Source organism: Burkholderia sp. Bp8991 (genome assembly GCF_003853795.1).
Taxonomy (GTDB): domain Bacteria; phylum Pseudomonadota; class Gammaproteobacteria; order Burkholderiales; family Burkholderiaceae; genus Burkholderia.
This window is the reverse complement of the sequence record NZ_QTQJ01000013.1, coordinates 61,588-85,830: the sequence shown is the minus strand read 5'-3', so window position 1 is coordinate 85,830 and position 24,243 is coordinate 61,588. Positions and strand designations below refer to the sequence as shown.

The following is a 24,243-nucleotide window of genomic DNA, read 5'->3' as shown; positions in this document are numbered from 1 at the left end:
CTGACCGGAAGAGGAGAGCGCGATGACCGCCATTTCATTGAAGGACGTCTCGAAGCGCTACGGCGACCATGCGCCGGTGCTGCGCGACGTGAACCTCGAGATCGCGTCGCACGAGTTCTGCGTGTTTCTCGGTCCGTCGGGGTGCGGCAAGTCCACGCTGTTGCGGATGATCGCCGGGCTCGAGGACGTGACCGAAGGCGAACTGCGGATCGGCGGTGCGCGCATGAACGACACGCCGCCCGCCGAGCGCGGTGTAGCGATGGTGTTCCAGAGCTATGCGCTGTTTCCGCACATGACCGTGTTCGACAACATCGGCTTCGGCCTCCGCATCGCCGGCACGCCGAAGGACGAGATCCGCCGCCGCGTGACCGAAGCCGCGCGCGTGCTGCAGCTCGACGCGCTGCTCGATCGCAAGCCGAAGGCGTTGTCGGGCGGCCAGCGGCAGCGCGTCGCGATCGGCCGCGCGATCGTGCGCGAGCCGCGCGTGTTCCTGTTCGACGAGCCGCTGTCGAATCTCGACGCGACGCTGCGCGGCCAGACACGCGTCGAGATTGCCCGCCTGCACGCACGCTTCACGCAATCGAGCTCCGTCTACGTGACGCACGACCAGATCGAGGCGATGACGCTGGCCGACCGGATCGTGCTGCTGCACGCGGGCGACGACGTCGCGCGCTTCGGCAGCATCGCACAGGCCGGTGCGCCGCTCGATCTGTATCACCGGCCGGCCAACCGCTTCGTCGCGGGCTTCATCGGCTCGCCGCGGATGAACTTCCTGCCCGCGGTCGTCGAAGCGGGCGATGCGCATGGCTGCCGGCTGCGCCTGGATGGAACCGGCGAAACGCTGACGCTGCGCGATCGGCCGTTGCCGCGCCACGTCGGCAGCGGCGCGCGCGTGACGCTCGGGATTCGTCCCGAGCATCTGACGGTCGCCACGGCGGGCGATGCCGACTTGCCGGCGATCGTGCGTGACGTCGTACTCGTCGAGCAGCTCGGCGAAGCCGCGTACGTGCATCTCGACCAGCCCGGCGGCGTGCCGCTGCTCGCGAAACTGCCGGGCCAGGCCGCGTTGCGGCGCGGCGAGCGGCATGCATTCCGCGTGTCGCCGTCGTGCTGCCACCTGTTCGACGAGGCCGGCATCGCGTTGCCGGCCGTCCACGCCGAAGCGGCGTTCGCGTAGCGGCGCACTGCCGACCCGCCGCGCGCGACGCGGCACCCATCACACCAATACCAGGAGACAACGATGAGACTTCGTGCGAGCCGATTGCTGCTTGCCCTGACGACTGCCGCGGCATGCGCCGCGGGGACGGCCGATGCGGGCACGCTGAAGGTGAACGTCGCCGCGCGCGGCAACCAGCGTGCGACGTGGCAGGCGGCGTTCGACCAGTTCCACAAGGCGAATCCGGATATCGACCTGAAGGTCAGCTACGTCGGCGAGGAGGCGTACAAGGTGCAGATGTCGGGCTGGCTCGCGACCGATCCGCCCGACGTGCTGAGCTGGAACAACGGCGAACGGCTCGCGTATTTCGCGAAGCGCGGGCTGATCGAGGACCTGAGCGCGGACTGGCAGAAGAACGGCTGGAACGACACGTATGCGGCCGTGAAGCAGTCGTCGACCTACGGCGGCAAGCTCTATAGTTTGCCGCTCGGCTACGACGCGTATGGGTTGTTCTACCGCAAGGACCTGTTCGAGAAGGCCGGCATTCACGGCGAGCCGGCCGACTGGGCGCAGTTTCTCGACGCGTGCCGCAAGCTGAAGGCGGCGGGCATCGCGCCGGTCGCGGTGGCCGCGCGCGATGCGTGGACGCTGGCCGCGTGGTTCGACTACCTCGACCTGCGGATCAACGGCTACGCATTTCACCAGAAACTGATGGCCGGCGACGTCGCGTATACCGATCCGCGCGTGCGCGCCGTGTACGCGGCCTGGAAGAAGCTGATCGACGACAAGTATTTCATCGACAACGCGCTGTCCTACGACGTCGATTCGCTGAGCCCGCTGATCGTCAACGGCCAGGCCGCGATGACGCTGATGGGCACTTGGTATTCGGCGGGCCTGCTGAGTGCGGCGCGCAATCCGATCGGCTTCTTCCGCTTCCCGGTGATCGATGCGTCGGTGCCGCTTGCGGAAGATGGCCCGGTCAACGTGCTGATCGTGCCGGCGAAGGCGCACAACAAGACGGACGCGCGCCGCTTCCTCGCGTTCATGGGGCAACCGGCCGTCAGCGGCGAGTTCGCGAAGGGAATGGGGCAACTGCCGTCGAACAACAAGGCGCCCGAGCCGCAGGACCCGATCTCGAAGATCGGCTTTCGCACGCTCGCGACGACGCCCGGCGGCATCGCGCAGTTCTACGACCGCGACATGACGAAGGAAATGGCGGACGAGGGGATGAAGGCGATGCAGCAGTTCCTGTCGGACCCGACGCAGCTCGACGCGATCCTGCAGCGCCTCGATCAGGCCCGCAAGCGGATCTACCGGAAGTAGCGCGCCATGCGGCCGGGCCGGCGCATGCCGGTCCGGTCCTTCGTTGCCACCGTTCGCAGAAGGTCACCTCATGTCAACCAGCCTGTCCGAAAGCGCCGCGCGCCGCGAAGCCGGCCCGCAGCGGCATGCGCGCGCGTCGCTCGCGCGCCGGTGCAACCGCGCGGCCCTGTGGTTCGTGCTGCCGGGATTCGCGCTCTTCACCGTGTTCGTGCTGTATCCGATCGTCAGCAGCATCTGGCTGAGCGTCCATCACTGGGACGGGATGACGCCGATGACGTATGCCGGGCTCGACAACTATCGCGAGCTGCTGCAGTCCGATACGTTCTACGTCGCGCTGAAGAACAACGTGCTGTGGCTCGCGCTGTTCCTCGCCGCGCCGCCGCTCGGCCTCGCGCTCGCGCTGTACCTGAACCAGGACGTGTTCGGCATCCGGCTCGTGAAGTCGCTGTTCTTCGCACCGTTCGTGTTGCCGGGCGTCGTCGTCGGCCTGGTGTTCTCATGGTTCTACGATCCGACGTTCGGGCTGCTGAAGCTGATCGTCGGACACGGGATCCCGGTGCTCGGCGATCCGCGCTATGCGACCTACGGCGTGATCGTCGCCGCGCTCTGGCCGCAGATTCCGTTCTGCATGATCCTCTACCTGACCGGGCTCACCGGCATCAACGGCGAGATCGTCGAAGCGGCGCGGATGGAAGGCGCGCGCGGCTTCACGCTGCTGTGGCACGTGATCCTGCCGCAATTGCGGCCGGCGACCTTCATGGCGGTGGTGCTGACCGTGATCGGCGCGCTGCGCAGCTTCGACCTGATCTCCGTGATGACGGGAGGCGGCCCGTTCGACAGCTCGACCGTGCTCGCGTACTTCATGGTCGACCAGGCGATCAAGTACTACCGCGAAGGCTATTCGGCCGCGATCGCGGTCGTGCTGTTCGCGATCATGCTCGTCTATATCGTGTGGCAGCTGCGCAAGCTGGTGCGCGTCGAATCATAAGGATCACCAACATGTATCCGATGCCTGTGTCCCGCTGGGGACGTCCCGCCCGCCTGCTGTACCGCCTGTCGCTGCCGTGCGCGCTCGCGCTGTGGCTCGTGCCGCTGCTCGCGGTGCTCGTCACGTCGATCCGCTCGACCGACGAGATCACGGCCGGCCATTACTGGGACTGGCCGAAGCAGTTCGCGCTGCTCGACAACTACGGCACCGCGCTCACGCAGACGCCGATGCTGCATTACTTCGCGAACAGCATCCTGATCACGGTGCCGTCGGTCGTGGCATCGAACCTGCTCGCGTCGCTCGCGGGGCACGCGCTCGCGAACTACCGGTTCCGCGGCAATCTCGTGCTGCTCGGGCTGTTCGTGGCCGGCAACTTCGTGCCGATCCAGATCCTGATGATCCCGGTGCGGCAGATCATGCTCGGCGTCGGCCTGTACAACACCGTGTGGGCGCTCGTGCTGTTCCATACCGCGTTCCAGACCGGCTTCTGCACGCTGTTCCTGCGCAACTTCATCCGCGAGTTGCCGTTCGAGCTGATCGAGGCCGCGCGCGTCGAAGGCGCGTCCGAATGGGCGATCTACTGGCGCGTCGTGCTGCCGCTCGTGCGGCCGGCGCTCGCGGCACTCGCGATCCTCGTATTTACGTTCGTGTGGAACGACTACTTCTGGGCGCTGTGCCTCACGCAAGGCGACGACGCGGCGCCGATCACCGTCGGCGTCGCCGCGCTCAAGGGGCAGTGGACGACCGCCTGGAACATCGTGTCGGCCGGCTCGGTGCTCGCGGCGCTGCCGTCGGTCCTGATGTTCTTCGCGATGCAGAAGCACTTCGTCACCGGGCTCACGTTCGGCGCGACCAAGGGCTGACCCGTCCCATCCTCTTTCATCTGCAAGGAATCCACGATGCATCTCGGCGTTTGCTATTACCCCGAACACTGGCCGCGCGAACAATGGGAGCGCGATGCGCGGCGGATGGCCGAACTGGGCCTGACCCGCGTGCGGATCGCCGAATTCGCGTGGAGCCGGATGGAGCCGGAACCCGGCCGCTACGACTGGGCGTGGCTCGACGAGGCGATCGACACGCTCGCCGGCCAGCAGCTGAAGATCGTGCTCGGCACGCCGACCGCCGCGCCGCCGAAATGGCTCGTCGATCGCCATCCGGAGATCCTGCCGATCGGCGCGGACGGCGCGGTGTGGCAGTTCGGCTCGCGTCGCCACTACGATATCGCGAGCCCCGTGTATCGCGAGCACTGCGTGCGCATCGTGGACGCGATGGCGCGGCGCTACGGCGCGCATCCGGCGGTGATCGCATGGCAGACCGACAACGAGATCGGCTGCCACAACACGCTGCCGAGCTATACGCGTGCGGCGCTCGAAGGTTTTCGCGCGTGGCTCGCGGTGCGCTACGGCGATATCGGCGCGCTGAACCGCGCGTGGGGCAACGTGTTCTGGAGCATGGAGTATCGCGGCTTCGACGAGATCGAACTGCCGCGCCATACGCCGACCGATGCGAATCCCGCCCATCTGCTCGACTTCCGCCGCTATCAGTCGGATGAGGTCGCGCGGTTCCATGCCGTGCAGGTGGATGCGATCCGCCCGCACGCACCGGGCCGCGACGTGCTGCACAACTTCATGGGCTTTTTCACCGAGTTCGATCACTACGCGTTCGCGCGCGGCGGCCTCGACGTGGCCGCGTGGGACAGCTACCCGGTGCCGCGCACCGAAGTGCTGCCGCTCGACGAATCCGACAAGCGGCGCTGGGCCCGCACCGGGCACCCGGACGTGTCGGCGTTCTCGCACGACCTGTATCGCGGCGTCGGCAACGGCCGGATGTGGGTGATGGAGCAGCAGGCGGGGCCCGTCAACTGGGGGCCGTACAACCCGGTGCCGCACGCCGGCGCCGTGCGGCTATGGACGTGGGAAGCGTTCGCGCATGGCGCGGAGCTCGTATCGTATTTCCGCTGGCGGCAGTATCCGCATGCGCAGGAGCAACTGCATTCGGGGCTCAACGCACCGGACGACCGGCTGTCGCCGGGCGGCCACGAAGTGGCGCGCGTCGCGCGTGAACTGGCTGCGCTGGATCCCGGGTGCTTCGCGGGTTCGGAACCTCCGGCGCGCGTCGCGCTGCTGTTCGACTACGAGGCGGACTGGATGATCCGGATTCAGCCGCATGGCGCCGACTTCGACTATCAGCAACATGCGTTCGACTGGTATCGCGCGCTGCGCGAACTCGGGATCGACGTCGATATCGTCGCGGCCGGTGCGGACGTGTCGCGTTATGCGTTCGTCGTCGCGCCGACGCTGCCGGTCGTCACGGATCGCATCGTCGAGCAGGCCGCGCGTGGCGATGCGCAGTGGCTGTTCGGGCCGCGCACGGGTTCGCGTACGGCGGCATTCGCCATCGCGCCGGGCCTCGCACCCGGCAAGCTGCGTGACGTGCTGCCGGTGCGGATCGGCCAGGTCGAATCGCTGCGGCCGTCGCTCGCCCCGCGCGTCGCGTTCGACGGCATCGACGGCCACGCGCTGAAATGGCGCGATCACGTCGATATGGAATCGATCACCGGTGTCGACGTGCTCGCGGCCTGCGACGACGGCGTGCCCGCACTTGTGCGGCGCGGCCGCGTGACGATGGCGACCGCCTGCTTCGATCGCACGCTGTTGCGTGCGATCGTCGGCCGCTGCGCGCGCGACGCCGGACTGCCGGTGCGTGCATTGCCGGACGGCGTGCGCTTGCGCCGGCGCGGGCGCGTCGTATTCGCGTTCAACTACGGCGACGCAACGTGCACGCTGCCCGCGCCGGACGGTGCGCGTTTCGTGCTCGGCGGCCGCGAACTCGGCGCGGTCGACGTCGCCGCATGGGTCGAGCCGGACTGACGCGATGCAGTCGTTGCGGCCGCTGCGATTGCAGTTCGCGCGCCTCGCCGGGATCGCGCATTTCGTGCCGCTGTCCGCGGCGGCGCTGATGCTCGGCGTCGCGATGTCGTTTACGGCGCCGTACCTGTCGCTGTTCGGCGTGCAGGCGGCAGCAATGTCGCCGTCACTGGCCGGCGTATTCATGACGCTGATCGCGGCGAGCGGTGTCGTCGCCAGCACGTGGGCCGGACGCTGGTCCGATCGCCGCGACCGCCACCGGCCGTTGCTCGTCGTATCGCTCGCCGCTGCAGCGCTTGGTTTCGCGCTGCTGTGCGTGCTGCGCGCGCACGGGCCGGTGATCGCGGCCGGCACGATCCTGCTCGGCGCGGGGGCCGTGTCGTTGTCGCAGATCTTCTCGTTCGCGCGCGCGGTGCTGCCGGTCGATGACGACGCACAGCGCGAGCTCGCGTCGGCCGCGCTGCGCACGATGCTGTCGGTCGCGTGGGTGTTCGGGCCCGCGCTCGGCGCACTGATCCTCGCGCAGACGGGTTTCACCGGGCTCTTTCTCGCGGCTTCGGCGGGCTTCGTCGCGTGCGCGGCGATCGTCGCTCGGATTCCGGAGCCTGCGCGGCGTCCGGCCGCCGTTCACGTGCGCGCGGTCGACCACGCTCCGGCGCCGTCGGGCGATGCTGCGTCGGTCGTCGTCACGCCGCGCGCGCGCGTGCTGCGGACCCTCGTCGCGCTGACGCTAATGGGGCTCGCCGCGAACGCGACGATGATCGTGCTGCCGCTGTACATCGTGCGCGGCCTTGGCGGCACGCCGGCGAACGTGTCGGCTGCGCTGGGCCTGGCCGCGTTGCTCGAGATTCCGATGATGCTGTGGCTCGGCATCCGCTCGACGCGGCTCGACAAGGCACGCTGGCTGACCGCATGCGCGGTCGTGCATGCGGCGTATTTCATCGGGCTCGCGACTGTGACGCGAGTCGACCTGATCCTGCCGCTGCAGTTGTTGAGCGCTTGCGTGGTCGCGATCACGTCGTGCCTCGGGATGACGCGCGTATGCGACCTGATGCCCACGCGCCCCGGCACCGCGACCGCGATGTTCTTCAGCACCGCGCGCGTCGGCTCGATCGCGTCGGGTGTGCTGTCGGGGGCGTGCGTCGACCTGTTCGGCTATCGCGCGACGTTCGCGGGGTGCTGCGGGCTCGCACTCGTGGCGTGCGTGCTGCTCGCGCTGGATGCGCGCGGCGAGCGGGGCGGTGTGAGCGGAACGGCGCAGCGAGCGGTATGAGCGACGCAAGCGACACAAGCGACACAAGCGACACAAGCGACACAAGCGACACAAGCGACACCACACCGCCCGCACGACACCGCTTCAACCTACCGCACTGACGCACGATGCGCCGGTGCGGTGAATCGGCGATGCCGTGAAGCGTCAACGCTTGCGATACGCGTCGAGCGACGCCAGCGCATTGCCGTGGAAGTCGAACAGCGTATTGTTGTCCCACTGATCGCCCGCGCCCAGCTTCCAGCCGGCACCCGGCGTCGGGATCCATTCCGGCTCCCACCAGAACACGCCCTTGCCGCGATTGCCCGGCACGCCCTTTACGATATCGACGACCGCCGCGAGGAACTGCGCCTGGCCGGCCGGCGACGGCGGGAACGCGGTCGAGCCGGTGTTCGTCATCGCATTCGGCTCCGAGTCGCCGTCGCTGGTGGTCCACGGATACGCGGTCTCGACGACGATCAGCTCCTTGTCGTAGCGCACGGCGAGATCGTTCGCGTTGGTGCGCAAGTCGTCGAGCGCGCCTTGCCACTGCGGGTAATACGACAGGCCGATCACGTCGAACGCGACACCGCGTTGCGTCGCGCTGTCGAACCACCAGCGGCTTTTCGCGTTGTCGCCGCCGCTGTCGATGTGCAGCATCACCTTGATGCGCGGATCGACGGCCTTCACCGCATCGTGGCCCGTCCTCAGCAGTTGCGCGAGGTTATCCCACTGGTCGTAGCGGCCGAGCGGCCACAGCATGCCGCCCGTGATCTCGTTGCCGATCTGCACCCACTCGGGCCGCACGCCGGCGCGCTGAAGCTGGCGCAGCACGTCGGTCGTATAGGCGGACAGCAGCGCGCACGTATCGGCGAGATTCTTGCCGGCCCATGCATGCGGCGGGTATTGCTTGCCGGGGTCGGCCCACCAGTCGCTGTAGTGGAAGTCGATCAGGATGCGCATGCCGAGCGCGGCCGCGCGCTTCGCGAGCGCCACGACATGGGCCGCGTCGTTGTAGCCTGCCGCATCGCTCTGGTTCGCGGGGAAGAAATCCGGATTGCCGGGATCGTTCCATACCTTGATGCGGATCGAATCGACGCCATGCGCATGCAGGATCTTCAGGCAGTCGCGCGGCTGCCCGCGGTCGAAGTACCGTGCACCGTGCGCCTCGAGTTCCGGCAGCGTCGACACGTCGGCGCCCATCGCGAACGGGATACCCGCGCTGCCTGCGGCGCGCGCGACGCCTTGCGCGACGGCCGGCAACGCGCCGGCCAGGTCGACGCATGCGAGCGCCGCGGTCGAGACGCTCCAGCGCAACATCGATCGTCTGTTCATCGTCATCCTCCAGTATCGGGCCCGGTCGATCGATCGCAGGATCGCGGGCTCCATCGGTTTAAGCGCTTAAATTTCGGCCTCGATACGAGGCCGGATCGAGCGTAGCGCAGCCGCCGATGCCAACGCAAAGAACGCGTGCGTTGCCTACTATCTGGCGACGGGCGTGGGGACGGAGAGGAGAGACAGGCGGATCGATGTTGCGCCCGGTGCAGAGCCGTGCTTTTTCTCAGGTGCCGTTCGTGGCGAATCTGTCGAGATATGACCGGGCTGCGACGGCCTCGCCGTCAATCAAACCCCGAAGAACGCCAAGCCCGCGATCACGATGCCGATTGCGGCCACGCCAATCGAAAGGCCCTGCATCCATGAACGGCGCGTGAGGATCGTGATCGCCGCCAGCGCGATCGAGATCTGGATGACGGTCGTCGCCTGCGACCACCGATGGTGTCGGTGCATCCGCGCCTCGCTGGCCGCGTTGTTCTTCTCGACTTCCTTTTCGAGCGCCTCGGCTTGCGCCCGGATCGGTTCCTTGTCGGCGCGGTATCGTGCGGCGTCCGCCTCGAACCGCTTTCGCTGCGGCGACGATTCCGGGCTCAACGCCGCGCCGAGTTCGGCGAGGTTCTGCTTGTTGCCCTTCGCCTGATAGTAGGCCCACTGGTTCGCAGCCTCGGTTTTCCGGATCGCGGCGTCATTCTTGTAGAGCAGCGCGAGGCTTTCGTCGGCACCGCTCTGGTAGGCCGATATCGCACCGAAGCAGGCAAGCACGGCCGTCAGCACGGCGATGCGCGACGTACCTTGATCGCCGCCGTGAGCCGCATGATGTTCCACCGCATGGTCGTGAGGGCCATGAACTTCGTATTCTTCAGACATCCGTAAGCAACCCGCAAGAGTTGAATGAAATCCGGCGCCGGCCGACTGCGCACGGACGCTCGATCGCACATGGGAGTCTGACACAGGTTTGCGTGCTGGCGATGCTTTCGCGAGACGCGCCAGCCCGGCGCGTCTCGCGCCATGTTCAGCGACGGATCCGGATCCTCTGGGACCGCATCGCGGCGGATAAACGATAAACCTCAGGCGGCCGCTGCCTGGACGGATTCGGTATCCCGGTTGACGTGATTGACCCAGTGGTTTCGGAGCGGGCATGCCGACCGGTGTACATGGCAGTTTGCGGACTGGCGCGTTCGCATGCGACCCGACCCGGCCCGACGTGTCCGCTACCGCTACCCGCGAACGCCGACCCGATACCGCGTCGTCTGGCGATAGGTCCGGCCCGGACGAAGGATGGTTTCGTCGCGCAACGCGTCCATGTTGACCTGGTTCGGAAAGCACCCGGCTTCGACGCACAGCGCCGCGTGCCGCCGGCACGCCACGCCGCCGCTCACGCGCACGCCGTCCAGATAGTTGCCCGTATAGAGCTGCAGCCCGCGCTGGTCCGTCGACACGGCAAGCTCCCGGCCGCTTTCCGGATCGTAGATCGATGCGACGGGCCGCACGCCGCGCCCAGGCTCGCGCAGCACATAACAATGGTCGAAGCCGCGCCCGCGCGTGAGCTGCGCATGCGGCCAGTCGAGGCGCGCGCCGATCGGCGCGCTCTGCCGGAAATCGAACGCGCTACCCGTCACGTCGGCGGTGCCGGTCGGGATCAGCGCATCGTCCACTTCGACGAACGCGTCGGCGTCGATCTGCAGCAGATGGCCGCGCACGTCGCTGCCCGCGCGCCCGCTCAGGTTGAAGTAGCTGTGATTGGTCAGGTTCAGCGGCGTCGGCGCATCGGTCACGCCCGCGTAGTCGATCGTCAGCGTGCCGTCGTCGTCGAGCGTATAACGCACCTGCACCGTCACGTTGCCTGGAAATCCCGCATCGCCTTCCGGCGAATCGAGCCGCAGCGTCAGCCCGCCACGGTCGTCGACCACGTCCCAGCGCGCGCGGTGAAAGCCGCTCGCGCCGCCGTGCAGCAGGTTGCCGTTTTCGTTGCGGTCGAGCGTGTGGTCGACGCCGTCGAGCGCGAAGCGCGCATTCGCGATCCGGTTCGCCCAGCGGCCGACCGTCGCGCCGAGGTAGGCGCCCGATTCGACGTAGTCGGCCGGCGTGTCGTGCGCCAGCACGATATCGGCGAAGCGCCCGGTGCGGTCGGGGGCGAGCCACGACACGACGGTCGCGCCGAGATCGCTGACGACGACGCGCATCCCGTGCGCGTTGCGCAGCGTGTAGCGCCGCACCGGATCGCCGCCGGGCAGCGTGCCCCACGGTTCGGACGGAATGCGGCCCGCGTCGGATGCCGGGCGGGGAGAGTCGGTGTCGATATGCATGAGTGGGTTCGCTCGTGAGCGGTGAATTCAGTGGGCGGGCGCGGTGCGCTCCTGGTATTCGCGCGGGGTGCAGCCGAGTTCGCGGCGGAATACCGCGTACATGTATTGCAATGACGTGAAGCCGCAGCGGATCGCGACTTCCGCGCTCGACGCGTTGCGGCTCGCGAGCAGCGCCTGCGCGGCCTCGAGCTTGTGACGCAGGATTTCCTGGTGCACGGTGCGCTGCAGTTCGCGCCGGAAGTGCTCTTCGAGCAGCGAGCGCGACACGCCGACATAGTCGGCGACCTGTTCGGTCTTGATCCCCTGGCACGCGTACTGCCGGATGAAATGCCGCGCGCGCATCACGTGCGGGCTCGCGAGCGGCTGGTGGCGCGTCGATTCCAGCACGTTGATGCCGACCGGCGGCACGAGGATGCGCTGTCCGGGAAAACGCGCGCCGCGCAGCATCCGGTGCAGCAGGTGCGCGGCGGTGCGGCCCATTTCCTCGGTGCCCTGGATCACCGACGAAAGCGGAATGCGCGTCAGCGTGCGCGTGAGCGGATCGTTGTCGATGCCGATAATCGCGACCTGTTCCGGCACCGCGATGCCGGCGAGCAGGCACGCCTGCAGCAGATGCCGCGCGCGCGCATCGGTGACCGCGATCACGCCGACGGGCTTCGGCAGCGCATGCAGCCAGCCGATCAGCTGCTCGATCGCGTGATTCCAGCCCGACGCGCTCGTCGACAGGCCGCGGTAGATCGGCGCGTCGAGCCCGTCGGCGCGCGCGAGGCGATCGAACGCGAGCTCGCGCTGCTGCGCCCAGCGGTTCTCCTGCGCGACCGGCAGGCTGTACATCGCGAAATGCGCGAGCCCCGCGCCGATCAGGTGCGTATAGGCGAGCGACACGAGCTTCGGGTTGTCCGTCGCAATATATGGGACGCCGTGCGGATACTGCGCGGGATCCTCGTACGACGAGCCGACCGCGACGATCGGCAGCGGCGAGCCGGCGAGCGCGTCGGCGACGGCCGGATCGTCGAAGTCAGCGATGATGCCGTCGCCGTCGAAGCGTTCGATGCCGGCGAGCCGGCAGCGGAAGTCGTCCTCGAGGAACAGGTCCCACACGACACGCGTCGTGTGCAGGTACTGGCCGATGCCGCTGATGATCTCGCGGTCGTAGACCTTGTTCGCGTTGAACAGCAGCGCGATGCGGTGCGGTGTCTGGGCGGAAGAGGCGCGGGTCATGTCGGTCTCGGGGCGGGCGCCGCTCGGGCGTCTTGCCGTTGTCTCCGGGGCGCGCGGACGGTGCCGCGCGATGCTCTGGTGTCCGCCGATTGTAGGCCGGAACGCGCACCGCGCGCAGCGGCTGGCAAGAAACGTTAAGCATGCTGCGCAATTTCGCAATTGCCGGCCGGCAGGCGCGCGGGCACGATCCAGCCAACCGGATTCGGCCGCGTGCGTCGTCGTCACGACGCGCGTTGCGCCGCAACAAGACCCTGCACGGAGACGCCATGTCGTATTTCGAACACATTCCCGCGATTCGCTACGAAGGCCCGCAGTCGGACAACCCGCTGGCTTACCACCATTACGACCCCGAGAAGCGCGTGCTCGGCAAGACGCTCGCCGAGCATCTGCGGATTGCCGTCTGCTACTGGCATACGTTCGTATGGCCGGGGCACGACATCTTCGGGCAGGGCGCGTTCCGGCGGCCGTGGCAGCAGCCGGGCGACGCGCTCGAACGTGCGCGCATGAAGGCGGACGCGGCATTCGAGTTCTTCACGAAGCTCGGCACGCCTTTCTATACGTTCCACGACACCGACGTCGCGCCGGAAGGCGACACCCTGCGCGAATACGCGGCCAACTTCGCGCGGATGGTCGACTATCTCGGCGAGCGCCAGCAGGCGAGCGGCGTGCGGCTGCTGTGGGGCACCGCGAACCTGTTTTCGCACCCGCGCTTCGCGGCGGGCGCCGCGACGAACCCGAACCCGGACGTATTCGCGTGGGCCGCGACCCAGGTGTGCCATGCGCTCGACGCGACGCACCGGCTCGGCGGCGAGAACTACGTGCTGTGGGGCGGCCGGGAAGGCTACGAGACGCTGCTCAATACCGACCTGAAGCGCGAGCGCGAGCAGTTCGCGCGCTTCCTGTCGATGGTGGTCGAGCACAAGCACCGGATCGGCTTCACGGGCGCGCTGCTGATCGAGCCGAAGCCGCAGGAGCCGACCAAGCACCAGTACGACTACGACGTCGCGACCGTGCACGGCTTTCTCGTGCAGTATGGACTGCAGAACGAGATCCGCGTGAACATCGAGGCGAACCACGCGACGCTCGCCGGTCATTCGTTCCATCACGAGATCGCGAATGCGTTCGCGCTCGGCGTGTTCGGCAGCGTCGACGCGAACCGCGGCGATCCGCAGAACGGCTGGGACACCGACCAGTTCCCGAACAGCGTCGAGGAGCTGACGCTCGCGTTCTACGAGATCCTGCGCCACGGCGGCTTCACGACCGGCGGGATGAACTTCGACGCGAAGGTGCGGCGCCAGAGCGTCGATCCGGAAGACCTGTTCTACGGCCATGTCGGCGCGATCGACGTGCTCGCGCTCGCGCTCGAGCGCGCGGCGGTGCTGGTCGAGAACGACCGGCTCGACGCGCTGCGCCGGCAGCGCTACGCGCAGTGGGACGACGCGTTCGGCCGCAAGATCCTGTCGGGCGGTTACACGCTGCAGTCGCTCGCGGACGACGCGCTCGCGCGCGGCGTGGACCCGCGGCACGCGAGCGGCGCGCAGGAGCGGCTCGAGAACATCGTGAACCAGGCCATCTACGGGCTGCGCTGACGCCATGTATCTCGGACTCGATCTCGGCACGTCGGGCGTGAAGGCGGTGCTGCTCGACCGCGACGGTGCGGTGCGGGCGAGCGCGAGCCACCCGCTGACGGTGAGCCGGCCGCGGCCGCGCTGGTCGGAACAGGCGCCGCACGACTGGTGGGACGCCGCCTGCGGCGCGCTCGCCGCGATCGTCGCCGACGCCCGCGCGGGCGGCATCGATCCGCGCGACATCGCCGCACTCGGGCTCACCGGCCAGATGCACGGCGCGACGCTGCTCGACGCGCATGGCGACGTACTGCGCCCCGCGATCCTGTGGAACGACGGCCGCGCGGATGCGGAGTGCGCGGAACTCGAGCGGCTCGCGCCCGCGCTGCGCACGGTGGCAGGCAACGTCGCGATGCCGGGCTTCACCGCACCGAAGCTGATGTGGGTGCGCCGGCACGAGCCCGATGTGTTCGCACGCATCGCGTACGTGCTGCTGCCGAAGGATTATCTGCGCTACCGGCTGACCGGTGCGTTCGCAACCGATCCGTCGGATGCCGCCGGCACGCTGTGGCTCGACGTCGCGAAGCGCGACTACGACGACACGCTGCTCGGCGCGTGCGGGCTGTCGCGCGCGCAGATGCCGGCGGTGTTCGAGGGCAACCGCGTGACGGGCACGCTGCTGCCGGCCGTCGCGCGCGCACTCGGGCTGCGCGAGATCCCGGTGGTGGCCGGCGGCGGCGACAACGCGGCCGGCGCGGTCGGCGTGGGGATCGTGCGGCCCGGCGATGCACTGCTGTCGCTCGGCACGTCGGGCGTGTATTTCGCGGTGTCCGACGGGTTTCGCGCCAACCCCGAATCGGCGGTGCACAGCTTCTGTCACGCGTTGCCCGATACGTGGCACCTGATGTCGGTGATGCTGAACGCGGCCGGCTGCATCGACTTCACCGCGCAACTGACCGGTTACGACGACGTCGCGGCGCTGCTCGCCGATGCCGAGGCGAACGCGCGCGCGAGCCGCCCGTGGTTCCTGCCTTACCTGAGCGGCGAGCGCACGCCGCACAACGACGTGAATGCGAAGGGCGTCTTTTATGGGATGACGCCCGATACGCAGCGTGCGGATCTCGCGAACGCGACGCTCGAAGGCGTCGGCTTCGCGCTGCTCGACGGCATCGACGCGCTGCATGCGGCCGGGCTCGAGCCCGCCGGCATCACGGTGATCGGCGGCGGCTCGCGCAGTGCTTACTGGACGCAGATGCTCGCGGACCTGAGCGGACGCGCGCTGACGCTGCGCGCGGGTGGCGAGGTCGGTCCGGCGCTCGGTGCCGCGCGCCTTGCTCGCCTCGCGCTCGAACCGGATACGCCGCTCGGCGACGTGTGCCCGCAACCGCCGGTCATCGCGGTGCGCGAGCCCGATCTCGCACGGCACGCGTGGTATCGCGACATGCGGCGGCCGACGTTTCGTGCGCTTTATCGCGCGCTCGAACCGGTGTTCGCGACGGGTGCGTGACGCGCGGATGGCGAGCGCGGTTCGCATCGCACGATGCCGCGCGTTGCGAGGACTCGATGCGGGCGGCGCACTCATGCGCCCGCCCGATGTTCGTGAGGTTGTTCGACAATTTCGATAACAAGGAGTGGAGACAATGAAATCCGTGACGCGTCGTACCGTATTGAGTTCGCTTGCCGGCGCCGCTGCGCTGGCGATGTTCGCGCTGGGCGCGCCGCTCGCGCATGCGAGCAAGGACAAGCCCGAGATCGGCTTCTGCATCGACGACCTGCGCGTCGAGCGCTGGTCGCGCGATCGCGACTATTTCGTCGCGGCCGCGACGAAGCTTGGCGCCAAGGTATCCGTACAGTCGGCCGACGCGAGCGAGGCGCGGCAGATCTCGCAGATCGAGAACCTGATCTCGCGCGGCGTCGACGTGATCGTGATCGTGCCGTTCAATTCGAAGACGCTCGGCAACGTCGTCGCCGAAGCGCGCAAGGCCGGCATCAAGGTCGTGTCGTACGACCGCCTGATCCTCGACGCGGACGTCGACGCGTACATCTCGTTCGACAACCAGAAGGTCGGCGAGCTGCAGGCGCAGGGCGTGTTCGACGCGAAGCCGAAGGGCAATTATTTCCTGCTCGGCGGCGCGCCGACCGACAACAACGCGAAGATGCTGCGTGAGGGCCAGCTGAAGGTGCTGAAGCCGGCGATCGACCGCGGCGACATCAAGGTCGTCGGCCAGCAGTGGGTGCCGGAGTGGAGCGCATCGACCGCGCTGCGGATCGTCGAGGATGCGCTGACCGCGAACAACAACAAGATCGATGCGATCGTCGCGTCGAACGACGGCACCGCGGGTGGCGCGATCCAGGCGCTCGCCGCGCAGCATCTGGCCGGCAAGGTGCCGGTGTCCGGGCAGGATGCGGACCTCGCGGCCGTCAAGCGCGTGATCGCCGGCACGCAGACGATGACCGTCTACAAGCCGCTGAAGCTGATCGCGAGCGAAGCCGCGAAGCTCGCGGTCGATCTCGCGAAGGGTACGAAGCCCGCGTTCAACGCGCAATACGACAACGGCAAGATGAAGGTCGACACGGTGCTGCTGCAGCCGACGCTCCTGACGAAGCGCAACGTCGACGTCGTCGTGAAGGACGGCTTCTACACCCAGGCCCAGCTCGCGAGCCAGTAACCGCTCGATGGGCATGATGCACGCGGCCGGCGAGGTGCGGCCGCACATGGTCCGGCCGCGTGCGCACTGCGAGGCAATGAACGTATGACCGAACCCTTGCTGACGATGCGCGGCATCGTCAAGGCATTCGACGGCGTGAAGGCGCTCGACGGCATCGACCTGACCGTGCGCCCCGGCGAGTGCGTCGGCCTGTGCGGCGAGAACGGCGCCGGCAAGTCGACGCTGATGAAAGTGCTGTCGGGCGTCTACCCGCACGGCACGTGGGACGGCGAGATCCGCTGGGAAGGCGCGCCGCTCGTTGCGTCCGGCGTGCGCGACACCGAACGCGCGGGCATCGTGATCATCCACCAGGAACTGATGCTGGTGCCCGAGCTGTCGGTCGCCGAGAACATCTTCCTCGGCAACGAGATCACGCTGCCCGGCGGGCGCATGCACTATGCGGAGATGGTGCGGCGTTCGGAAGCGCTGCTGCGCGAGCTGCGGATCGACGCGATCAACGTCGCGCAGCCGGTGATGAACTACGGCGGCGGCCATCAGCAGCTGATCGAGATCGCGAAGGCGCTGAACAAGCGCGCGAAGCTGCTGATCCTCGACGAGCCGTCGTCGTCGCTGAGTGCCGCCGAGACGCGCATCCTGCTCGACATCGTGCGCGACCTGAAGCGCCGCGGCGTCGCGTGCGTATACATCTCGCACAAGCTCGACGAAGTCGACGCAGTGTGCGACACGGTGACCGTGATCCGCGACGGCCGCCATGTCGCGACCGAGCCGATGCGTGCGCTGACCACCGACCGGATCATCGCGATGATGGTCGGCCGCGAGATTCGCAACCTGTATCCGCGCGAGCCGCACGAGATCGGCGACGTCGTGCTGGAGGCGCGCAACGTGACCTGTCACGACGTGGCGAACCCGCGCCGCAAGCGCGTGGACGACGTGTCGTTCAGCGTGCGGCGCGGCGAGATCCTCGGCGTCGCCGGGCTCGTCGGCGCGGGCCGCACCGAGTTGATGCAGGCGATCTTCGGCGCGTATCCGGGCGCGAGCACGGCGACCGTGCGGATGAACGGCCAGCCGCTCGCGATCCGCTCGCCGGCCGATGCGATCCGCGCGGGCATCGCGATGGTGCCGGAGGACCGCAAGCGCCACGGGATCGTGCCGCAACTCGGGGTCGGCCACAACATCACGCTGTCGGTGCTGCGCCGGTTCGCCGCGCGCGGGCGGATCGACGCGGCCGCCGAACTCGATGCGATCCGCACCGAGATGCAGCGGCTGTCGGTGCGCGCGGCACACCCGTTCCTGCCGATCGCGAGCCTGTCCGGCGGCAACCAGCAGAAGGCCGTGCTCGCGCGGATGCTGCTGGCCGACCCGCAGGTGCTGATCCTCGACGAACCGACGCGCGGCGTCGACGTCGGCGCGAAGGCCGAGATCTACCGGCTGATCTTCGCGCTCGCGAAACGCGGCGTCGCGCTGATCGTCGTGTCGTCGGAGCTGCCGGAAGTGCTCGGGCTCGCCGATCGTGTGCTGGTGATCGGCGAAGGCGAGCTGCGCGGCGATTTCGTCAACGACGGTCTCACGCAGGAACAGATCCTCGGCGCCGCGCTGAAGCCCGCGCGGCAGCCGTCCGAACCCATTGCAGCGAGTGCGTCATGAATACCGAACTTTCTTCTTCCCCCGCCGTGCCGCCGGGCGCCGACGCGCGTCGCACGCACGGCCATCCGCTGCGCCAGGTGTTCGTGCGCTACAAGGTCCTCGCGCTGCTGTTCGCGGTCGCGGCGATCTGGGTGTTCTTCTCGGTGCTGACCGACGGCGCGTTCGTCACGCCGCGCAACGTGTCGAACCTGCTGCGGCAGATGTCGATCACCGGGATGCTCGCGTGCGGCATGGTGTTCGTGATCATCGCGGGCGAGATCGACCTGTCGGTCGGCTCGCTGCTCGGGCTGCTCGGCGGTGTCGCGGCGATCCTCGACGTCAATCGGCACTGGCCGGTCGCCGTGACGGTGCCGGCGGTGCTCGCGCTCGGCGTGCTGGTCGGGCTGTTCAACGGCTGGTGGTCGACCTACCGGCGCGTGCCGTCGTTCATCGTCGGGCTGGGCGGGATGCTCGCGTTCCGCGGGATCCTGCTCGGCGTGACGGGCGGCTCGACGATCGCGCCGGTGTCCGACGGCTTCGTGTTCATCGGCCAGGGCTATCTGCCGCGCGCGGCCGGCGACGGCCTCGCGGTGCTGCTGTTCGCGCTCGTCGCGCTGCTGGTGCTGCGGCAGCGCGCCACGCGGCACCGCTACCGGCTCGCCGTCGCGCCGCTGTGGCAGGACGTCGCGAAGGTCGTCGGCGCCGGGGCCGTGCTGTTCGCGTTCGTCGCGACGCTCGACCGCTACGGCGGCATTCCGGTGCCGGTGCTGCTGCTGCTCGCGCTGCTCGGCGCGTTCTCGTGGATCGCGACGCAGACCGTGTTCGGCCGGCGCATCTATGCAGTGGGTTCGAACCTGGAGGCGACGCGGTTGTCGGGAGTCGACACCGATCGCGTGAAGCTCGCGATCTTCGCGCTGATGGGGCTGATGTGCGCGTTCGCGGGCATCGTCAACACCGCGCGGCTCGCGGCCGGCTCGCCGTCGGCCGGCACGATGGGCGAGCTCGACGCGATCGCCGCGTGCTTCATCGGCGGCACGTCGATGCGCGGCGGGTCGGGCACCGTCTACGGCGCGCTGATCGGCGCGCTCGTGATGGCGAGCCTCGACAACGGGATGTCGATGCTCGACGTCGACGCGTACTGGCAGATGATCGTCAAGGGCGCGGTGCTGGTGCTGGCCGTGTGGATCGACGTGGTGTCGCGCTCGAACCGGCGCTGAGGCGGCGTTCTACCGCGCCTGCGCCTCGATGAAATCGACGCACGCCCGCGGCGGCGCCGGCGCGACGCGCCGCTGCGGGTAATACGGATAACCCCGCGCGGGCGTCCGGCGACGGGCCGTTGACCTGCGCGACGCCTGAATGCAGCGAAATGCGGCGCCCGTTCCGCGACTACGTGCGGTCGCGATGGCGCGCGCGCGTCGCGCCCGTGATCACTGCGATGCCGAACAGAATGACGGCGACGATCTCGATGATGTGCTGCGACACATGCAGCGTCATCAGGCCCCATGCCACGCCGGCGATGAAAACGATCCATCCGAGCAGGTAGATAAGCAGAGTCATCACTTTTCTCCTGTAATTGTGGGTCATGACGCCGGTTGCCTGTGTTGCAACATTTGCCGGGCAACCGGCAATCCGGGATGTGCGCATATTTCGTACCCGGTGCGGCCGCGTCGTGCCCGGGCCGCGGGCGAGGCTGCCCGCGCAGCGGTCGCGTCGCGTGATGACGTTGCCGCGACGTCGGCCGGCGCCAGCCGGATTCGGCGCTCACGCATGCGATCCTCGACGTCGTTCTGGCCCGCGCGGCGGACATGGAAGGCGACGAAACGGGAAGTCCGAGGCGCCTTTTTTGAAAATCCGGTGAGGGGCCAACGGCAATTTGCGCACACGCCTGTCCACGGGGCAGTGGCACAGCGTCGCGGATCTCACCGGATCGATCGTGCGCAGCCGTCTACGTCGGACACGAACATCAGGATCGCGCGGCGAGCCAGTTCCGAACGAGTCGCGCAACCTGCTTCCGGCGCTCGATCATCACCATGTGCCCTTCGCCGGGCAGCGCATGGTGGGTCACCGACGGCACCCACGCGGAAGTTTCGAGCGCCGCGTCGGCGAAGATCGGGTCGTCGGCGCCGCCGACGATCAACGTATCCGCGCGGATCCGCCGCGGCCACGGCGAATCGTCGCGCGCATCGTCACGCAATGCACGCAGCGTGCGGACGATGACGTGTCGTTCGTTGACCGATGACGCGACGTGGCGGCGTCGACTGAACAGCGCCGCGCGCAGGAGCATGTTGCGCCAGCTGGCGCGGAAGCATCCGGACATCGTTTCGAGCAGACGGACGAAATCGGAGCGGGTCGTATGCACGATTTGCTGCTCGATGAGCCGGCAGCCGTTCGGGGCGAGGCGATGCGCGCTCGACACCAGCCCGAGTCGCGAGACGCGTTCCGGGTGGGCGGCCGCAAGGCGCGCCGCCACGACGCCGCCGAACGAGATGCCGATGAGCGTCGTGCACTGCCAATGCGCGGCGATGCCGCGCGCGAGATGCTCGACGATGTCGGCGATCCGGTATTGCGCACCGGGCTTGTCAGGATACCCGAGCAGGACGAATGGCGTGTCGGGCGGCAAGATACCGGCGACGCGGAGCAGGTCGCGCCGCAGCCGGCGCTTGGTCGTCTTCGAGACGAAGGCTTGTCCGCCGTTCAGCACGATGACCGCGGGCGGTTCGCCACCCACCTGTGCGGCCAGGATGCCGCCGTCCAGCTGCATCGTTCGAACGCGGCGAGCACCGATCCGGAACGCGGTCGATTCGTCCGGTATGCGGTTCATGCGCTACCTCCTGATGAAAAGGTGCCGGCATCAACGCCGGGCAATCATGCCGACGGTTAATGGCTTATAGGCTCCGTCGACAATTCAAAATATGACGGATGTCCGTCGTACGCACTGAAACAGAAAATGCCCGATGCGGCGCAGCGGGCGTTCTGGCGTCCGGTTACCGTCGGGTTTGGTAACGGACTATTGATTAAAGACCACGCTTTAAACGCCCTGCATAATCACTGGCTGCTTCACTCAGTGAATGGCTGGCGTCGATTGTCGCGATCAGCTCCTCCACGAACCACGGAAGGACGAGCGTCGTTTCTGCGCTCGACAAACCGACTTTCACGCGCTGCGAAGTGTAATCCGGTTGAGGTAGCGTCACGGGCAGAGCGCCGTTGGATTGCGGCGTGTCAGCCGCAATGGCTTGCGCGTTCGAAAGCTGCGCATTTATCAAAAGCGCAAATGCCATGATTGCGTGTCGGACAGGTTTCTTCATTTTTCGCCATTCCCTGCGAGAAAATATGAATCGGAAAAGCAGGGAAATGATCCTAGCGAATCTGCTGCGCGAAAAGTATGTGAAATTTGTCATTATCTGTGCGAAAGCTCATGCTGAGTGTCCGGGTGGACACATGCACTCGGACCCAGACGACCGAGAAACGAGACCTTCGAAGCAGAATGGCGATAGGCCGCCGACGGGACGGCAGACGGGAAACCGAATCGAACTGGAACGCGTAGGCGATCGACGCAAACAGGCTACGCGGTGCGCCCGGCGTGACCCACGGGCTGTCGCAGGAACTGACGGAGGTGGCGCGATCGAACAGGTCGTTCAGCGCGCGCGCTCGAATGGGTAATGAAGCGTCGCGTCCGCACCGATGTCCGACGTGAACGACGGTGCGAACGGATCGCGTTTGCCCGGCACCGTATCGCGGACGCTGCCGTTGTTCCAGGTCATCGCGACGAAGCGGTAGCCGCCGACGCCGCCCACGGGCGGCGCCGTCGCAAGGATCGATGGCCGCTGCCGGTTACGATGCCGACAACCTGACCGACACCCCCGTCGCCGTATAAACCGGCGTCGCCTTGAACCCGTCGACCGTCACCGTCGAGAACTTCGCGGAAGCCGCCGCGCCGTCGATCAGCGCGATCGTGTCGCCGGCCTTCGGCACATAGCCGTTCACGAACTTCACGTGCAGCGTGCCGCCGGCGACGGTGAGCGGGCCGCCCACGCGCAGGCGTCCGCCGCCGTTGCCGTCGATGTCGAGTTCGAGCGTCGTGTCGTCGAGCTGCGTGTAGCGCGTCGCGATCGTGACGGGTGCGCTTGCCGCGATCTTCACGCTGCCGCCGGCCCCGACGTACACGTCGCCGGTGCCGAACGCGCTAGCCGATGCCGCGGCGAGCGTGCCGCCGCTGACCTGCGTGCCGCCCGTATAGCGGTTGTCGCCCGCCAGCGTCAGCGTGCCGGTGCCTTGCAGCGTCAGCTTGCCCGCGCCCGCGATGTCGTTGCGCCACTGGTCGGCCGCATTGAGCCCGCCCTGCGACGCATCCATCGACACGATCACGTTGCCGTTGAACGCGCCGTAGCCGTCGCCCGCGGCGAACAGGTTCAGGCGGCCCCAGCCTTCTGCATCGTCCATCACCGGATAGCCGGACTGCACTTCGGTGGTCTTCAGCACGACGCGCCGCTGGTCGGCGCTCAGGTACGGGAAGCGCGTCTGCAGCAGCACCTCCGCGCCCTTCGGCACGACGGGCGGCGCGTCGGTCGATTCGATCGCGCCGAAGCCGAACGTCATGCGGCGCGTGAAAGCGGCCTTGTTGGTCGCGTAATCGGCGAAGCGGTCGGTGGCCGTCGTGCCCGAATGCGCGAACGCGGCGAAGGTCGCGCCGGTCGTCCCCGTGAGCTGCTGAAGCGCCTGGTGAGCCTGACCGTACGCGGCCTGCGCGTCGCTCGCGTACGCGGTGAGGTTCGCCGCGCTGATGGCCAGCGCGAGCATGCGGCCGCCGATCACGTCGAGCGGCGAGTGCATGCCGGCGAGGATCCGGTTCTCGCCCAGTTCGAGGCCGCGGCTGACCATCTCCTGGAAGCGCTCCGGCACGAGCCACGCCATCGTCATCGCGTCGCGCATCGCTTCGGCCGTGTGGCCGCTGATGAAGCCGCCGTCGGTCGCGGGCGTCGTGCTTTCCGCCGGCACGAGCGTCGGCGCGACGACCACGCTCGCGCTCCAGCGGTACGGCCGTGCGTACTTGTAGAAGCGCTTCGACGGTTCGGTCGACGCGTTGTTGCCCATTTCGTTGAGCAGGTCGACGACTTTCCCGAAGTTCGCGTTGGCGCTGCTGCCGACGCCGACGTTGTTGCCGCTGTCGTTGTACAGCACCGTGGTGGCGTCGGCGGGCACGCTGGTGATGCTGGTCGTCTGCTGCGCGGCCGTGCGCCACGCGTCGGTGAGCGGGCCCATGCCGTCGGTCACGCTGTAGCCCTTGCCGCGCCGGTCGTCGAAGTAGGCGGCATCGGCCTGCTGTTGCGTGCGCGCGGTCGTTGCGTTGACCACGTATTGAACGTTGGCCGCGAGCACCGTGTCGTTCAGGATCGTGCCGCACGGCGCGCCGCTGCCGGGCAGGCCCGAGCAGGTCGACGGCGAGATCGCCGGGAACGCGCCGTTCGCGGCCGCGGTCACGCCTGCGTCGACGAGCATCGTCGACGGCTGCCACAGGTCGAGGAAGCGGCTCATCACGCGTACCGCGGCGTTGGTCGACAGCGTCGCATAGCGCGCGTCGCCGCGTTGGTTGGTCGCGATGTTGTCGACGAAGGCCGGCACGCTCGGCACGGGTGCGCTGTCGACGAAGCCGGGGTCGGCCGGCGGCGCCGGCATGGCCGCGCTGGTCGGGGTGGTCGACGCGACATCGTCGCCGCCGCCGCACGCGGCGAGAACGATCGCACTCGACAGCGCTGCGACGTGCAGCGGGAAACGGCTTCGTGACGCAAACATGCAAAACTCCATCCGGTGTGTTGAAGATGGCGGATTGTCGTGGGCGATCGTGACGCAGCCGTTAAGGATTTGTTGCGGGGCGCGGTCGAAGCACGCGAATGCTCACTATTTGGTGAATTCGTGATACTGAACGTGATGGACGAGGCGAGCG

General features: G+C 68.0%; 20 protein-coding genes. 11 read left to right on the top strand and 9 right to left on the bottom strand.

The features are described 5' to 3' along the window. Positions 1–22: 22 nt before the first annotated feature. The 6 genes from DIE02_RS16905 to DIE02_RS16880 all read left to right on the top strand — a co-directional run bounded on the left by DIE02_RS16905 (position 23) and on the right by DIE02_RS16880 (position 7,607). On the top strand, positions 23–1,177 hold the full coding sequence (locus DIE02_RS16905) for an ABC transporter ATP-binding protein (protein ID WP_124529543.1): 1,155 nt from the start codon (positions 23–25) through the stop codon (positions 1,175–1,177). A 63-nt stretch (positions 1,178–1,240) separates the two neighbouring features. Beyond that, a complete protein-coding gene (locus tag DIE02_RS16900; RefSeq protein WP_124487294.1) occupies positions 1,241–2,479 on the top strand; it encodes an ABC transporter substrate-binding protein in 1,239 nt (412 codons plus the stop codon). Between the two features lie 70 nt (positions 2,480–2,549). Beyond that, the gene (locus DIE02_RS16895; RefSeq protein WP_124529541.1) at positions 2,550–3,467 is read left to right on the top strand and encodes a carbohydrate ABC transporter permease; all 918 of its coding nucleotides are present in this window, start codon (positions 2,550–2,552) and stop codon (positions 3,465–3,467) included. Positions 3,468–3,478: 11 nt separating this feature from the next. Then, a complete protein-coding gene (locus DIE02_RS16890; protein WP_124529539.1) occupies positions 3,479–4,330 on the top strand; it encodes a carbohydrate ABC transporter permease in 852 nt (283 codons plus the stop codon). Between the two features lie 36 nt (positions 4,331–4,366). Further along, positions 4,367–6,337, top strand: a complete 1,971-nt coding sequence (locus tag DIE02_RS16885; protein ID WP_124529537.1) for a beta-galactosidase — start codon at positions 4,367–4,369, stop codon at positions 6,335–6,337. Positions 6,338–6,341: 4 nt separating this feature from the next. Further along, on the top strand, positions 6,342–7,607 hold the full coding sequence (locus tag DIE02_RS16880; protein WP_124519874.1) for a sugar efflux transporter: 1,266 nt from the start codon (positions 6,342–6,344) through the stop codon (positions 7,605–7,607). Between the two features lie 144 nt (positions 7,608–7,751). Here the strand turns inward: DIE02_RS16880 and DIE02_RS16875 are convergent, their stop codons facing one another. The 4 genes from DIE02_RS16875 to DIE02_RS16860 form a co-directional block, all read right to left on the bottom strand. Then, positions 7,752–8,918, bottom strand: a complete 1,167-nt coding sequence (locus DIE02_RS16875) for an arabinogalactan endo-1,4-beta-galactosidase (protein WP_124529535.1) — start codon at positions 8,916–8,918, stop codon at positions 7,752–7,754. 288 nt (positions 8,919–9,206) lie between these two features. After that, positions 9,207–9,785, bottom strand: coding sequence for a DUF4337 domain-containing protein (locus tag DIE02_RS16870; protein ID WP_124487374.1), 579 nt, complete (start codon positions 9,783–9,785; stop codon positions 9,207–9,209). 350 nt (positions 9,786–10,135) lie between these two features. After that, positions 10,136–11,224, bottom strand: coding sequence for an aldose epimerase family protein (locus DIE02_RS16865; protein ID WP_124487288.1), 1,089 nt, complete (start codon positions 11,222–11,224; stop codon positions 10,136–10,138). Between the two features lie 27 nt (positions 11,225–11,251). Continuing rightward, complete coding sequence (locus tag DIE02_RS16860; protein WP_124522717.1) at positions 11,252–12,445, bottom strand: DNA-binding transcriptional regulator; 1,194 nt, start codon at positions 12,443–12,445, stop codon at positions 11,252–11,254. A gap of 266 nt (positions 12,446–12,711) precedes the next feature. Between DIE02_RS16860 and xylA the strand changes: the two genes are divergently transcribed. The 5 genes from xylA (at position 12,712) to DIE02_RS16830 (ending at position 19,519) form a co-directional block, all read left to right on the top strand. Further along, a complete protein-coding gene (gene xylA / locus DIE02_RS16850) occupies positions 12,712–14,034 on the top strand; it encodes a xylose isomerase (RefSeq protein ID WP_124522715.1) in 1,323 nt (440 codons plus the stop codon). A gap of 4 nt (positions 14,035–14,038) precedes the next feature. Further along, positions 14,039–15,517, top strand: a complete 1,479-nt coding sequence (gene xylB / locus DIE02_RS16845; RefSeq protein WP_124522713.1) for a xylulokinase — start codon at positions 14,039–14,041, stop codon at positions 15,515–15,517. A 133-nt stretch (positions 15,518–15,650) separates the two neighbouring features. Next, positions 15,651–16,679 carry a D-xylose ABC transporter substrate-binding protein gene (xylF, locus tag DIE02_RS16840; RefSeq protein ID WP_124487285.1) on the top strand — a complete coding sequence of 343 codons (1,029 nt, stop codon included), beginning with the start codon at positions 15,651–15,653 and terminating at the stop codon, positions 16,677–16,679. An 84-nt stretch (positions 16,680–16,763) separates the two neighbouring features. Next, positions 16,764–18,323 carry a D-xylose ABC transporter ATP-binding protein gene (gene xylG / locus DIE02_RS16835; protein WP_124519868.1) on the top strand — a complete coding sequence of 520 codons (1,560 nt, stop codon included), beginning with the start codon at positions 16,764–16,766 and terminating at the stop codon, positions 18,321–18,323. Continuing rightward, on the top strand, positions 18,320–19,519 hold the full coding sequence (locus DIE02_RS16830) for a sugar ABC transporter permease (protein WP_044844279.1): 1,200 nt from the start codon (positions 18,320–18,322) through the stop codon (positions 19,517–19,519). Before xylG ends, DIE02_RS16830 begins: the two co-directional genes overlap by 4 nt. A 169-nt stretch (positions 19,520–19,688) precedes the next feature. Here the strand turns inward: DIE02_RS16830 and DIE02_RS35540 are convergent, their stop codons facing one another. The 5 genes from DIE02_RS35540 to DIE02_RS16810 form a co-directional block, all read right to left on the bottom strand. Further along, the gene (locus DIE02_RS35540) at positions 19,689–19,859 is read right to left on the bottom strand and encodes a hypothetical protein (protein ID WP_185640854.1); all 171 of its coding nucleotides are present in this window, start codon (positions 19,857–19,859) and stop codon (positions 19,689–19,691) included. Positions 19,860–20,265: 406 nt separating this feature from the next. Next, on the bottom strand, positions 20,266–21,123 hold the full coding sequence (locus DIE02_RS16825) for an alpha/beta fold hydrolase (protein WP_124522711.1): 858 nt from the start codon (positions 21,121–21,123) through the stop codon (positions 20,266–20,268). A gap of 193 nt (positions 21,124–21,316) precedes the next feature. Next, positions 21,317–21,607, bottom strand: a complete 291-nt coding sequence (locus DIE02_RS16820; protein ID WP_124529533.1) for a hypothetical protein — start codon at positions 21,605–21,607, stop codon at positions 21,317–21,319. 330 nt (positions 21,608–21,937) lie between these two features. Next, positions 21,938–22,096 carry a hypothetical protein gene (locus DIE02_RS35535; RefSeq protein WP_185640853.1) on the bottom strand — a complete coding sequence of 53 codons (159 nt, stop codon included), beginning with the start codon at positions 22,094–22,096 and terminating at the stop codon, positions 21,938–21,940. A 37-nt stretch (positions 22,097–22,133) separates the two neighbouring features. After that, entirely contained in the window at positions 22,134–24,092 is a 1,959-nt protein-coding gene (locus tag DIE02_RS16810) for a phosphatase PAP2 family protein (RefSeq protein WP_124529531.1), read from the bottom strand. Between the last annotated feature and the right edge of the window lie 151 nt (positions 24,093–24,243).

Bases quoted from the DNA above. Each gene is read 5' to 3' on its own strand.
- DIE02_RS16905 (WP_124529543.1), top strand. From the start codon at position 23: ATGACCGCCATTTCATTGAAGGACGTCTCGAAGCGCTACGGCGACCAT.
- DIE02_RS16900 (WP_124487294.1), top strand. From the start codon at position 1,241: ATGAGACTTCGTGCGAGCCGATTGCTGCTTGCCCTGACGACTGCCGCG.
- DIE02_RS16895 (WP_124529541.1), top strand. From the start codon at position 2,550: ATGTCAACCAGCCTGTCCGAAAGCGCCGCGCGCCGCGAAGCCGGCCCG.
- DIE02_RS16890 (WP_124529539.1), top strand. From the start codon at position 3,479: ATGTATCCGATGCCTGTGTCCCGCTGGGGACGTCCCGCCCGCCTGCTG.
- DIE02_RS16885 (WP_124529537.1), top strand. From the start codon at position 4,367: ATGCATCTCGGCGTTTGCTATTACCCCGAACACTGGCCGCGCGAACAA.
- DIE02_RS16880 (WP_124519874.1), top strand. From the start codon at position 6,342: ATGCAGTCGTTGCGGCCGCTGCGATTGCAGTTCGCGCGCCTCGCCGGG.
- DIE02_RS16875 (WP_124529535.1), bottom strand. From the start codon at position 8,918: ATGAACAGACGATCGATGTTGCGCTGGAGCGTCTCGACCGCGGCGCTC.
- DIE02_RS16870 (WP_124487374.1), bottom strand. From the start codon at position 9,785: ATGTCTGAAGAATACGAAGTTCATGGCCCTCACGACCATGCGGTGGAA.
- DIE02_RS16865 (WP_124487288.1), bottom strand. From the start codon at position 11,224: ATGCATATCGACACCGACTCTCCCCGCCCGGCATCCGACGCGGGCCGC.
- DIE02_RS16860 (WP_124522717.1), bottom strand. From the start codon at position 12,445: ATGACCCGCGCCTCTTCCGCCCAGACACCGCACCGCATCGCGCTGCTG.
- xylA (WP_124522715.1), top strand. From the start codon at position 12,712: ATGTCGTATTTCGAACACATTCCCGCGATTCGCTACGAAGGCCCGCAG.
- xylB (WP_124522713.1), top strand. From the start codon at position 14,039: ATGTATCTCGGACTCGATCTCGGCACGTCGGGCGTGAAGGCGGTGCTG.
- xylF (WP_124487285.1), top strand. From the start codon at position 15,651: ATGAAATCCGTGACGCGTCGTACCGTATTGAGTTCGCTTGCCGGCGCC.
- xylG (WP_124519868.1), top strand. From the start codon at position 16,764: ATGACCGAACCCTTGCTGACGATGCGCGGCATCGTCAAGGCATTCGAC.
- DIE02_RS16830 (WP_044844279.1), top strand. From the start codon at position 18,320: ATGAATACCGAACTTTCTTCTTCCCCCGCCGTGCCGCCGGGCGCCGAC.
- DIE02_RS35540 (WP_185640854.1), bottom strand. From the start codon at position 19,859: ATGACTCTGCTTATCTACCTGCTCGGATGGATCGTTTTCATCGCCGGC.
- DIE02_RS16825 (WP_124522711.1), bottom strand. From the start codon at position 21,123: ATGAACCGCATACCGGACGAATCGACCGCGTTCCGGATCGGTGCTCGC.
- DIE02_RS16820 (WP_124529533.1), bottom strand. From the start codon at position 21,607: ATGAAGAAACCTGTCCGACACGCAATCATGGCATTTGCGCTTTTGATA.
- DIE02_RS16810 (WP_124529531.1), bottom strand. From the start codon at position 24,092: ATGTTTGCGTCACGAAGCCGTTTCCCGCTGCACGTCGCAGCGCTGTCG.